The organism is Campylobacter sp. BCW_6889 (genome assembly GCF_001762535.1).
Taxonomy (GTDB): Bacteria; Campylobacterota; Campylobacteria; order Campylobacterales; family Campylobacteraceae; genus Campylobacter_D; species Campylobacter_D jejuni.
Genome location: NZ_MJWZ01000079.1, coordinates 32132 through 45322 on the forward strand (window position 1 = coordinate 32132; position 13191 = coordinate 45322).

The window sequence follows — 13191 nt, forward strand, 5'->3', positions numbered from 1 at the left end:
TACTTTAAGGCTTTTTAAGCACAGCATTTACTCTTTGAATACTATCTGATTTATTTAAACTCAATCTTATTATAGAATTTTCTAATCCACCTAAAGAATGCGCTACATTTGCCTCTAGGCTTATCATATCTAAAGCATTTAATTCAAATTTTTCCTTTTCCACTTCAAACCAAATTTTACCGCTTAAAACTTGAACATGTATAGCAAAAGGAGCTTTATGCTCTTTCATCACGCTATCTTTAGCTAATAAAATTTGAATTTCTTTACCTTTTTCATTGTCAATTAAAACATTGATTTTCACTTCTTTTGGGATAAATTCTGCCCTATTCCATTGAATGATTTTCATAAAATCTCCTTTTTAGTTTTATAAAACCATAGCAAAAACCAAAATATAAATTATAAACTTGTGTTAATTTATCCTTCTTTCCACCAAAAATCCTGTTCGAATTTAGCCCTTATTTCATAAGCCTCGCCCATTTTTGGTGTGATAAGGGGTAAATCTAAATTTTCATAAAGAAATTTTACCACTTCATTCCACGCGTGAGTTCCTGCTAAAAATCTCCCCCAATGTATAGGCATGACAGTTTTTGCATTAAGATCTTTTGCTTCTTTTAAAATTTGCTCAGGAAAAGAGTGCGAATATGGCCAAGCGATATTAAACTGTCCGCTTTCAAGACAAGCTAAATCAAAACCTCCAAAAATATTCACCTATTTTTTTAAAATGTGTAAAATACCCTCCATCTGCACTAAAAAACACTCTCTTATCTATACTTAAAAATTCCATCACAAAAGAAGCCAAAAAGGGTTTTGTTTTTACCATCACCCCTGCTTGAACTGTGCTGTGCAGGTGTTGCAATGATTTTTAAATCATCAAATTCTATTCCACTCCACCAACAAGCTCTATTATTTTTTTCTCACTCACCCCATAGCTTTTTAGATAATTTCCCACTTTTAAAGGAGTAATAAAAATTTTAGCCTTATCTTTTAAAGCTTTTACACTCTTAGCATCTAAATGATCAAAATGCGAATGCGTGATAATCACAGCAAAAATTTCATTAAAATCATTTACATTATAAACAGGAGCATTTTTAAAAGCCTTGTTGATAAAAAAATAGGCGAAGCATGAGTGTTAAAAATAGGATCAATCAAAATTTTATATTCTTTAAAACTTATAAAAAGCGAAGAATGGCCAAGCCAAGCAATATGCGGGGTGCTAAAATCACTCAAATCAGGCTTAAAAAAAGGCAATTTAAAAGAAGGAATGGCGTTTTTTGGGTAAAGATAATAATACCTCAAAATTTCTTTAAAAGACACTTTAGGAGTTATAAGACTTTGCTCGTTTTCATTAAGAAAAATTTCATACTTTCTACCCTGCACTTTTTTAGCTTTTGATCGTTGCGCATTAGAAATATCAAAGGTTTTAAATGATAAATTCAAATTTTTCCTTTTATGTTTATCAAGATTATATCTAAAAAGTTTTTAGGCTAATTTTATTTTATTGCTAAGTTTTTAGTTTGCTTACACTAAAATGACTTGGATGAAATTAAATTTTCTTTAGAAGATTTTACAAAAATTTCACCTACATTATTCAAACCATTTTAGCAAAAGAAATACAAGAAAATGAATTGTCTGATTTTAAACTAGAACTTCAAAAAGAATTGGTTAAAAAATCAATGAAAAATTAGGTAGCAAGCTAATAAAAGAATTATATTTTAAAGATTTTGTCATTTCCTAAAAATTTTTAAAAAATTTTCAAGCCTTTTAAAAAGGCTTGAATGAAGATTTTAGGATTACTCAACTTCAGCGTCGATTACATCGTCATCTTTTTTCTTTTTATCGTTCGCTGCATTTGGCTCATCTTTTTTATACATATTTTCAGCTAACTTATGAGAAACTTCACTTAAAGCTTTCATTTTGCTTTCAATCTCTTCTTTGCTTGCATTTTGATTTTTCAAGGTCTCGCGCAAATCATCAAGAGCCTTTTGGATATTTTCTTTATCAGCAGTGGCAACTTTTTCACCCAACTCACTTAAAGATTTTTCTACTTGATGAGCCAAGCTATCAGCTGCATTTCTAGCATCTACAGCTTCTTTGCGTTTTTTATCTTCTTCTTTGTGAAGTTCAGCATCTTTTACCATGTTGTTAATTTCTTCTTCGCTAAGTCCGCTTGAACCTGTGATTTTGATCTCTTGAGCCTTACCTGTTGCTTTATCTTTTGCACTAACAGTTAAAATACCATTTGCATCGATATCAAAAGTAACTTCGATTTGTGGCATACCGCGTGGTGCTGGTGGAATTCCTTCAAGATTAAAATTTCCTAAAGATTTATTATCACGACTAAATTCTCTTTCCCCTTGTAAAACATTGATAGTTACAGCACTTTGATTATCTTCAGCGGTTGAGAAAACTTGCTCTTTTTTAGTTGGAATAGTTGTACCTTTTTCGATAATCTTAGTCATTACCCCGCCTAGAGTTTCTATACCCAAAGAGAGCGGAGTAACATCAAGTAAAAGCACATCTTTTACATCACCTTTTATAACCGCACCTTGAATCGCCGCACCAATAGCCACAACTTCATCAGGATTTACAGACTTGTTAAGATCTTTATTAAAAGCTTTTTTCACTTCTTCTTGCACTAAAGGAACACGAGTAGAGCCCCCTACCATAACAATTTCTTTAATCTCATCTTTTTTAAGACCTGCGTCGCTTACTACTTCATTGATTTTAGTGATGGTTTCAGCTACTAAAGAATCAATCATACCTTCAAATTTAGCTCTAGTAAGTTTTTTAACCAAATGTTTTGGCCCACTTGCATCTGCTGTGATAAATGGTAAATTAATTTCAGTTTCATTAGCTGAACTTAATTCTTTTTTAGCGTTTTCTGCTGCTTCTTTCAAGCGTTGTAAAGCCATAACATCATTTTTAAGATCTATGCCTGTTTCATCTTTAAATTCATTAGCTAGAAAATCTATAAGTTTATTATCAAAATCATCACCCCCTAAGAAAGCATTACCACCTGTTGCTAAAACTTCTACTACATTATCGCCGGTTTCAAGCACGGTAACGTCAAAAGTTCCCCCACCTAGATCATAAACCACAATTTTTTCACTATCTTTTTTATCAAGTCCATAAGCTAGAGCTGCTGAAGTAGGCTCATTGATAATTCTTAATACATTAAGTCCTGCTATCGTTCCTGCTTCTTTTGTCGCTTTTCTTTGCGCATCGTTAAAATATGCAGGCACGGTAATAACTGCATCTACAACACTCTCGCCCAAGAAAGCTTCAGCATCTTCTTTTAGTTTCATTAAAACTTTTGCTGAAATTTCTTGCGGAGTATAAATTTTACCTGCGATCTCAATCGCACAAGCGCCATTTCTTTCAGTGATATGATAAGGAAGTCTGTTTTTAGCTTCTTTAGCCGCATCTTCATTGATCATCAAACCCATAATTCTTTTAATAGAATAAATAGTTTTTTCAGGGTTAGTCACCGCTTGGCGTTTTGCACTATCTCCTACTAAAACCTCGCCTTTATCTGTAAAAGCTACCACAGAAGGAGTTGTATTTTTACCTTCTTTATTTGGGATTACTTTACTCTCGCCGCGTTCATACACAGCAACACAAGAATTGGTTGTTCCTAAATCTATACCTATAACTTTACTCATTTTTTATCCTTTTTATTAAAATTTATTTTGCTACACTAACTTTAGTTGGGCGGATTACGCGATCGGCTATTTTATAGCCTTTTTGAAGCACGGTAACCACTTCACCACTTTGATGATTTTCACTATCTACATGAAACATTGCCTCATGTAAATTTGGATCGAACTCTTTTTCTTCTTTAATAAGAGCCACTCCATGCTTTTCAAGTTTTTTAAGAAACAAATCTAAAGTGTTTTGCACTCCTTCTTTGATTTTTAAGCTAATTTCATCATGACATTCGACATTGATAGCTGCTTCTAAAGCATCTAAAACATCAAGCAAATCCTTTGCAAAGCTTTCATTTGCATAAGCCATAGCACTTAGCTTTTCTTTTTCCATTCTTTTTTTAATATTTTCAAATTCAGCGTTTGCACGCATATATTTGTCTTTTAATTCATCATAGTCTTTTTGCAATTTGTTTTGCTCAACATCTTCGATATTTTGCAAATTCTCATCTTGCAAATGTTCAGAATTTTCTGCGTTTTCGTTTTCAAATTCTTGCTTTTGCTCGCTCACGCCGCCTCCTTTATGTATTGTAATATTTTTTTATAATCCGTATAAACACTACCTGCTAAGATAATATTTACATCTTCGCCCAAAAACTGCGCATCCACCTTAAGCCCCATAAAACCTTCTTTAAATAAAGGTTCAAATTCAAGACTTTCTTTAAAATAACGATGAACTCCGCAATCTAAGAGCTTAACAAATTCATCATTTTGATAAATTTGATAAGCTCTTTCTTCATTACTTCTATAGCAAATCAAATTTTGTCTTAAGCTAGCTATTTTTTCTACAAGATCCATAAAATGAACTCTCAAAGCTATTTTTTCTATACTAAAAAGATCTAATCCTATAAGACTTTGTAAAAATTTCCATGCTTCTTTTTCATATTTTAAAACGAGCTCTTCTTCTTTAAAATCAAGCACTATAAATTTAGCATTTAGATCAAGCACTTCTTTAAGTACTAAGCTTCTACCACCATAAACAAGACAATAAATTTCAAATTCTTTGCTCAACTCTTTTAAAAAATTCTCACTTTTGATATTGATATCTTGATCTTGTTCTTTTTTCCAAAAACTTTGCCAGTAATTTTGCATTGTCAAAATAGTAGGAATTCTACCACTACTTATATGAAGCTGAGTGATCAAACCCTCGTCGCTAAGCCTTTTAAGATAAACGCGTATAGTTGAAGCAGGGATGCAAAGATTTAAATTCAATTCATTTGAACCAATAGGAACATTATCTAAAAGATAAGTTTGGATGATAGAATCTAAAATCAAATCCTTTTTATCTCGGCTTTTCATAGCTCTTTCCTTAAATTTTTAGCACTCTATTTTTTGATTGCTAGAAGTATTATACAACATTGAGTGTTATTTTGTCAAGTATAAATATAAAAAAATATACTTAATTTTATTTAGTCTATATGACTAAACTTTTATTAGTTGATTTTTTATAAGAATACAACATATCAAAATAAAAATAACAATACGCTTTACAAGATAATTATAAAAACTAAGCCCAAATTTTAATTAAATCAGCTATTTTTCCATAACTTGTAGAATTTGTATCAAAATAAGTTTGCTTCATTTCGTTGACAATTTCACCAAGATTGTCATAATTAAGTTTAGTTGCATCTTCAGGTTTTAAACCTAGCATTCTTGCACTTCTTTGTTTAAATAAATCCACAAAACCTTCATAGAAAATTTTAAATTTATCCAGATTAAGAACAAGTTTTTTATTACCAGTTTCTTTATCTTCAACTTCATCAAAAATTTTATCAGATAATTGCATTTTAAGTAGAGATTTTTCATCTTCACTTAAATCATCATATTTTACACCTTTACCTAATTTATCTAAGATATCTTTAATTTCTATTGTATTAGTTTGATTAAATTTAGTTAAAGTTAACATACCTACGCTTTCAGTCCATCCAGAATTTGGAGCTTTGGTTTTTACTGCTTGCATGCCAGTTTCGCTAAAACTAAGCTCTCCATTAAAATCTCCATCTTTTCTTATCATTTTATCAAGCTCTAAACCTATAGTTCTACCAGCATAATCTATATCTTTAGTATCATCTGGACGCATTTCTCTAAAATCTTTTTCAAAACCAAATAGAGTATCCACGCTACCATTTAATTGTGTATAAGATTGCACAAAAAGTCCTAAATTTGTTTCCTGTGCTACAAAACCACTTTTCGTATCTTCAAGTTCATAATCTTCTAAATATCCATCATTATTTCTATCACTAGCCACATAAGCTCTAGTATATGCTATATCAGCATACCATCCAGCCACGAAATTTTCAGCTTTTCCACTTAATATATATGATCCATCAAGTCTTTTAGTCATATCTTCTTTGTCAAATTCAATCCCCATTTTATTGATGGCTGTTGAACTTAAAGCACTACGAACGAGTTTATTTGTAATAGGATCTCTAAAATATATAGTAGTCATACCTCTTTCAGCTTTTTTTACTTTATCACTTACCTTTTGATTGAAAACTTTTTCATCTTCTAATCTTTGAAGCATAGTTTGAGCTACATCTGTTTTTTGCTCTTGAAATGAAGAGGAATTTTCGTCTTTTTCATTAAGAATATTTGGTTTTAAATTCAACTTAAAAGATTTGTATACACTAGCTTGCTGAGAAGATTTAGATATGGGTTGAAAATGATTAAGAAATTTTATAAAATCCATTTTGATGCCTTCAAATTTTCGACATCTTTTCAAAAATATTGTTAATATATTTTACGTAATTTTAACTTAGAAAATTTTAAATTTTATCCTCTATTATTTTCCAAACCCCTAAAAACACCCTATTCTCTCTAAAAACCCTAACCAGCAACAAACTCTTTTTTAAACACTATTCTAAGTGTCATCTAAAACAACAATAAAAATAAACATAGGATTTATATATAAAGTAAGTAATGAAGACATTTAACAAGTCCGCAATGAGCTACTTTCCCCCTGCCAGTAAGGCGTAGTATCATCACCCACGATGTGCTTAGCTTCTTGGTTCGGGATGGAGCAAGGCGTTTCCACATCTGTATAATCACGGACATTGTTATTTAAATATTCTTTGAAAGATTGAATTTAAAAAATAAAGCTTAATCTTTTATTTCTTTACTTTTTTCTTTATTCTCTTTTCTTCTTTGCTTATCTCTTATCTTTGATAAGTTTTTATATAGAATACTTAAAAAACAATGTTAAGAGCAAGTTCTAATACAAACTCTACTTGAAAGATTTCTATGAAACTCTAAATATTATCTATATTCAAAGTCTTCTTAAAAACCTTAACAAGGAAGTGATGCTTTATTAAAGATAAGCCAAACGCTCTATTAGTACTGGTCAGCTAAAGGACTTTCATCCATTACACACCCAGCCTATCAAACTAGTAGTCTTCTAGAGAGCTTAGAGAAGATTCATCTTAGAGTTGGCTTCACGCTTAGATGCTTTCAGCGTTTATCCTTTCCAAACTTAGCTACGCTGCGATGCTCTTGGCAGAACAACAGCTACACCAGTGGTTTGTTCAACCCGGTCCTCTCGTACTAGGGTCAAATCTCTTCAATCTTCTTACGCCCACGGCAGATAGGGACCGAACTGTCTCACGACGTTCTGAACCCAGCTCGCGTACCGCTTTAAATGGCGAACAGCCATACCCTTGGGACCTGCTCCAGCCCCAGGATGCGATGAGCCGACATCGAGGTGCCAAACCTCCCCGTCGATGTGAGCTCTTGGGGGAGATCAGCCTGTTATCCCCGGGGTACCTTTTATCCTTTGAGCGATGGCCCTTCCACACAGAACCACCGGATCACTAAGACCGACTTTCGTCTCTGCTTGACTTGTATGTCTTGCAGTTAAGCTGGCTTATACCTTTATACTCTACGAACGATTTCCAACCGTTCTGAGCCAACCTTTGTAAGCCTCCGTTATTATTTGGGAGGCGACCGCCCCAGTCAAACTACCCACCAGACATTGTCCCACTTGAGGATAACTCAAGCTGGTTAGCTACCCAAATAAGAAAGAGTGGTATCTCAACAACGGCTCATATACAACTGGCGTCATATACTCAAAGCCTCCCACCTATCCTGCACATTCTTATCCAAGTAGCAGTGTCAAGCTGTAGTAAAGGTCCACGGGGTCTTTCCGTCTTGCCGCGGGTAGGAGGAATTTTCACCTCCACTACAATTTCACTGGATCCCTCTTTGAGACAGCTCCCATCTCGTTACGCCATTCATGCAGGTCGGTATTTAACCGACAAGGAATTTCGCTACCTTAGGACCGTTATAGTTACGGCCGCCGTTTACTCGGGCTTCGATCAAGAGCTTCGCTAATGCTAACCCCATCAATTAACCTTCGAGCACCGGGCAGGCGTCACACCCTATACATCCTCTTACGAGTTAGCAGAGTGCTGTGTTTTTGGTAAACAGTCGGGAGGGACTCTTTGTTGTAAGTTTCTTCGCTTTCGGAGTAAATCCTAGTACGAAGCTAACCACACCTTATACCGAAGATACGGTGCTATTTTGCAGAGTTCCTTAAAGAGAGTTCTTCCACGCGCCTTAGAATACTCATCCCACCCACCTGTGTCGGTTTACGGTACGGGCAACATTAGCTAAACTTAGAAACTTTTCTTGGCTCGACGGCATCAGGGGTTCTTCTATCCATCCGAAGACTTCAAAAAGCCTTTCAGTTCTCGGAGTGTTCTTATACGGATTTGCCTATATAAGCTCCTACGACCTTAGACTAGCACTTCCATCCGCTAGCCCCCTTAGCCCTAAGCGTCCTTCCATCGCACACTAATGTTGGTATTGGAATATTAACCAATTTGCCATCGTCTACCCCTTTCGGACTCGACTTAGGACCCGACTAACCCTACGATGACGAGCATCGCGTAGGAAACCTTGGGTTTACGGCGTTAATGATTCTCACATTAATTATCGCTACTCATGCCTGCATGCTCACTTCTATTCGCTCCAGCACTCCTTACCGGTATACCTTCGACGCAAATAGAACGCTCTCCTACCACTTGCACACAACTTAAACTACTTAAACTTTAAACCAAGAATATTTTTACTGATTTTACTAAGTTTTGTTTCTATCTTTACTCTATAAAAATCAGTAAAAATATAACTTAAAACATATAACTTAGTTTTTTATATTCTAAACTTAAATAATCTAAGTTGTGTGCAAGTCTACAGCTTCGGTACTTACTTTAGCCCCGTTATATTTTCCGCGCAAAATCACTAGACCAGTGAGCTATTACGCTTTCTTTAAAGGATGGCTGCTTCTAAGCCAACCTCCTGGTTGTTTAAGTAACTTCACATCGTTTTCCACTTAAGTAAGATTTAGGGACCTTAGCTGGTAGTCTGGGTTGTTTCCCTCTTGACGACGGATTTTATCACTCGCCGCCTGACTGCTGTGATTACATATAAGGTATTCGGAGTTTGATAGGGTTTGGTACATTGGTGTATGCCCTAGCCCATTCAGTGCTCTACCCCCTTATATTACGACACAACGCTATACCTAAATATATTTCGGAGAGAACCAGCTATCACGAAGTTTGATTGGCCTTTCACCCCTATCCACAAGTCATCCCGGGGCTTTTCAACGCCTATGGGTTCAGTCCTCCACTAGTTCTTACACTAGCTTCAACTTGCTCATGGATAGATCACTTCGTTTCGGGTCTGCAGCATCTGACTAAGCGCCCTATTCAGACTCGCTTTCGCTACGGCTTCGCGTTTGCTTAACCTTGCCAGACACCACAACTCGCAGGCTCATTATGCAAAAGGCAGTCCATCACACTGTATTGCTACATAGTGCTCTGAATGATTGTAAGCAAATGGTTTCAGGTTCTATTTCACTCTGATCACCTCAGTTCTTTTCACCTTTCCCTCACGGTACTTGTGCACTATCGATCTGGTATTAGTATTTAGGGTTGGATCGTGGTCGACCCGGATTCAGACAGGATTCCTCGTGTCCCGCCCTACTCAGGATACTGCTAGCTAAGCTTTGTTTTTCGCATACGGGACTATCACCCTCTATGGCTATACTTTCCAGAATGTTCTGCTAAACTCAGCTCTTGCACATTGCAGTCCTACAACCCCCAGTGCAAGCACTGGGTTTGCCCTCTTGCGCTTTCGCTCGCCGCTACTGACGCAATCTCTATTGATTTCTTTTCCTGAGGGTACTAAGATGTTTCAATTCCCCTCGTTCGCTCCTATATAGGTAATGTATATCTCTATACATTGGGTTGCCCCATTCGGAAATCTACGGATCAAAGCTTCTTGACAGCTCCCCGTAGCTTATCGCAGTCTAGTACGTCCTTCATCGCCTTTACCAGTCAAGGCATCCACCATTCGCTCTTAGTAGCTTACCTTTTGATGTTCTTTTAGCAGATGAGCAAAGCTCATCTTAAAGAACCAAAGCTAAAGGCCTACCCCGCCAACCTAAAAGATATTAGGCTTAAAACGAAATAAACTAAACATTCATTAAAAAATTAATGTAGATAAAGCTTCAATTCTTAATCACTAAAAAAACAATTTGCATAAAAGTTAGATATAACCTAACTTCTACCTTTTTTATTGATTCTAAAACGCATCACTTCCTTGTTAAAGTTTTTATGATAAGACTTCTTTATCTTAAGACGGAAAGCATTCAAACCTTAATATAGAAACTAAATGATTTAGTCTTAACTAAGCTGTGAGTTTGAAACTTGTCTTTAATTTATAAATCTTAAATCTAATATTCTCTTTATTTTAAAGATAAAGATAATTAAAAGATATAAGTTAAACCAAAGAAAAGATAAATAGGTTTTATCCTTTAACAAGTCCTGTAAAATTGTTTTTATTAAAACTTGCTTGTGACTCTTAACAATGATAATTAAAAAGAACATTTAGGTTTAAAACCTAAAGGAAGTATATATATTAATATAATCATTATAAATATAAATACATAATGTATATGCTACTTATATCTATTAAAGTATATTCTTTTATAGTTAAAGATAAAAAAATAAATCTAAGTATAGAGTTTATATTTTATATTTAATCTACTTTATATACTTGCTTTAGATTTTAAAGCTTTTTTATTCAAATCTTTTTTATGGTGGGCCTAACAAGACTTGAACTTGTGACCTCACCCTTATCAGGGGTGCACTCTAACCAGCTGAGCTATAGGCCCTTAATAAATGGTGGAGAATAGCGGGATCGAACCGCTGACCTCCTGCGTGCAAAGCAGGCGCTCTCCCAGCTGAGCTAATTCCCCATAAACAATTAGCTTTATCATCAATCTTTGAAATCTAAACAAGAATCAATTGAGTTTATATATTTGAAGTAATAGTGGTGAGACTTATTACTTTGTACTCTAGAAAGGAGGTGATCCAACCGCAGGTTCTCCTACGGTTACCTTGTTACGACTTCACCCCAGTCGCTGATTCCACTGTGGACGGTAACTAGTTTAGTATTCCGGCTTCGAGTGAAATCAACTCCCATGGTGTGACGGGCGGTGAGTACAAGACCCGGGAACGTATTCACCGTAGCATGGCTGATCTACGATTACTAGCGATTCCGGCTTCATGCTCTCGAGTTGCAGAGAACAATCCGAACTGGGACATATTTTATAGATTTGCTCCACCTCGCGGTATTGCGTCTCATTGTATATGCCATTGTAGCACGTGTGTCGCCCTGGGCATAAGGGCCATGATGACTTGACGTCGTCCACACCTTCCTCCTCCTTACGAAGGCAGTCTATTTAGAGTGCTCGGCCGAACCGTTAGCAACTAAATACGTGGGTTGCGCTCGTTGCGGGACTTAACCCAACATCTCACGACACGAGCTGACGACAGCCGTGCAGCACCTGTCTCTAAGTTCTAGCAAGCTAGCACCCTCATATCTCTATAAGGTTCTTAGGATATCAAGCCCAGGTAAGGTTCTTCGCGTATCTTCGAATTAAACCACATGCTCCACCGCTTGTGCGGGTCCCCGTCTATTCCTTTGAGTTTTAATCTTGCGACCGTACTCCCCAGGCGGTACACTTAATGCGTTAGCTGCATTACTGAGATGACTAGCATCCCAACAACTAGTGTACATCGTTTAGGGCGTGGACTACCAGGGTATCTAATCCTGTTTGCTCCCCACGCTTTCGCGCCTTAGCGTCAGTTGAGTTCCAGCAGATCGCCTTCGCAATGGGTATTCTTGGTGATATCTACGGATTTTACCCCTACACCACCAATTCCATCTGCCTCTCCCTCACTCTAGACTATCAGTTTCCCAAGCAGTTTAATGGTTAAGCCATTAGATTTCACAAGAGACTTGATAATCCGCCTACGCGCCCTTTACGCCCAGTGATTCCGAGTAACGCTTGCACCCTCCGTATTACCGCGGCTGCTGGCACGGAGTTAGCCGGTGCTTATTCCTTAGGTACCGTCAGAATTCTTCCCTAAGAAAAGGAGTTTACGCTCCGAAAAGTGTCATCCTCCACGCGGCGTTGCTGCGTCAGGGTTTCCCCCATTGCGCAATATTCCCTACTGCTGCCTCCCGTAGGAGTCTGGACCGTGTCTCAGTTCCAGTGTGACTGATCATCCTCTCAGACCAGTTAAGCGTCATAGCCTTGGTAAGCCATTACCTTACCAACTAGCTGATACTATATAGTCTCATCCTACACCGAAAAACTTTCCCTACTCAACTTGTGTTAAGCAGGAGTATAGAGTATTAGCAGTCGTTTCCAACTGTTGTCCTCTTGTGTAGGGCAGATTAACTATACCTTACTCACCCGTGCGCCACTAATCCACTTCTAGCAAGCTAGAAGCTTCATCGTTCGACTTGCATGTATTAGGCACGCCGCCAGCGTTCACTCTGAGCCAGGATCAAACTCTCCATAATAAACCTTCTTTAGCATCAAGGCAAAGCCTTGACTAAGAAGCAAGCTAAAGGCCTACCCCGCCAACCTAATATAGATAAACTACTTAGATTACATTAAAGAGATAAACCTTATTACTTTTATAGATAGTTTAATCTTTTTCTTCAAAGAAAAAGTTATAAAAGATTAAAAGAAAAGCTTTTAATCTTTTTAAATTAGATTGAATAGATTTTACATAATTGCTTATGCCTAAATCTTTCTGGCTCAATCGATCACTTATTTAGATTTCAAAGATTGACTAATAAGATTTGAATAACAATACTAAGTTAAAAGAACAAAACAAAAAATCATTTTTAAAAGAAAAGTTTTTAAATTAAAAACAAGATTTATAAAAAAGCTTTTTAGTTTTAAATTAAAAAATTAAGAAAGTTAAAAACTCAAATAATTTAAAAACTTAAAAAATCTAAAATAAAGTTAATTTATAAAATCTACTCAGTTAGTGAAACTTTATAATTTAAAAGATTTTAAGTCCTTTTTTCAAAAAAAGGAAATGAAAGTATAACCAATTAAACTTAAAAGGGGATTAAATAAAGGATTAAATAGTATAAATATTTGTGTAAGTATTTATATAAGTATTTG

General features: G+C 35.9%; 5 protein-coding genes, 2 tRNA genes, 3 rRNA genes and 2 pseudogenes. 1 reads left to right on the forward strand and 11 read right to left on the reverse strand.

Annotated features, from left to right (window positions below; translation table 11 throughout):
• Positions 1-4 precede the first annotated feature (4 nt).
• Both AJ939_RS10085 and AJ939_RS10090 read right to left on the reverse strand, forming a co-directional pair.
• Complete coding sequence (locus AJ939_RS10085; protein WP_070276080.1) at positions 5-346, reverse strand: cupin domain-containing protein; 342 nt, start codon at positions 344-346, stop codon at positions 5-7.
• 68 nt (positions 347-414) lie between these two features.
• Positions 415-1437: pseudogene (locus AJ939_RS10090) on the reverse strand (MBL fold metallo-hydrolase).
• A 93-nt stretch (positions 1438-1530) separates the two neighbouring features.
• Here AJ939_RS10090 and AJ939_RS11325 point away from each other — a divergent pair.
• Positions 1531-1735, forward strand: a pseudogene (locus AJ939_RS11325) (flagellar basal body protein FliL); the annotation flags it as partial.
• A 55-nt stretch (positions 1736-1790) separates the two neighbouring features.
• Here AJ939_RS11325 and dnaK read toward each other — a convergent pair.
• From dnaK to AJ939_RS10135, 9 genes are all read right to left on the reverse strand, one after another.
• Positions 1791-3662 carry a molecular chaperone DnaK gene (gene dnaK / locus AJ939_RS10095; protein ID WP_002871433.1) on the reverse strand — a complete coding sequence of 624 codons (1872 nt, stop codon included), beginning with the start codon at positions 3660-3662 and terminating at the stop codon, positions 1791-1793.
• 22 nt (positions 3663-3684) lie between these two features.
• Complete coding sequence (gene grpE, locus AJ939_RS10100) at positions 3685-4215, reverse strand: nucleotide exchange factor GrpE (protein ID WP_002790452.1); 531 nt, start codon at positions 4213-4215, stop codon at positions 3685-3687.
• On the reverse strand, positions 4212-5003 hold the full coding sequence (locus AJ939_RS10105; RefSeq protein ID WP_002861407.1) for an HrcA family transcriptional regulator: 792 nt from the start codon (positions 5001-5003) through the stop codon (positions 4212-4214). Before AJ939_RS10105 ends, grpE begins: the two co-directional genes overlap by 4 nt.
• A 208-nt stretch (positions 5004-5211) precedes the next feature.
• On the reverse strand, positions 5212-6393 hold the full coding sequence (locus AJ939_RS10110; RefSeq protein WP_044780767.1) for a hypothetical protein: 1182 nt from the start codon (positions 6391-6393) through the stop codon (positions 5212-5214).
• A 246-nt stretch (positions 6394-6639) separates the two neighbouring features.
• Positions 6640-6756 (reverse strand): 5S ribosomal RNA (gene rrf / locus AJ939_RS10115).
• 257 nt (positions 6757-7013) lie between these two features.
• Positions 7014-10072: ribosomal RNA gene (locus AJ939_RS10120) — 23S ribosomal RNA — on the reverse strand.
• Positions 10073-10798: 726 nt separating this feature from the next.
• Positions 10799-10875: transfer RNA gene (locus tag AJ939_RS10125), tRNA-Ile, on the reverse strand.
• 8 nt (positions 10876-10883) lie between these two features.
• A tRNA-Ala gene (locus AJ939_RS10130) sits at positions 10884-10959 on the reverse strand.
• Between the two features lie 103 nt (positions 10960-11062).
• Positions 11063-12575: ribosomal RNA gene (locus AJ939_RS10135) — 16S ribosomal RNA — on the reverse strand.
• Together the 16S, 23S and 5S rRNA genes with 2 tRNA genes alongside form the textbook arrangement of a ribosomal RNA operon.
• Positions 12576-13191: the final 616 nt, after the last annotated feature.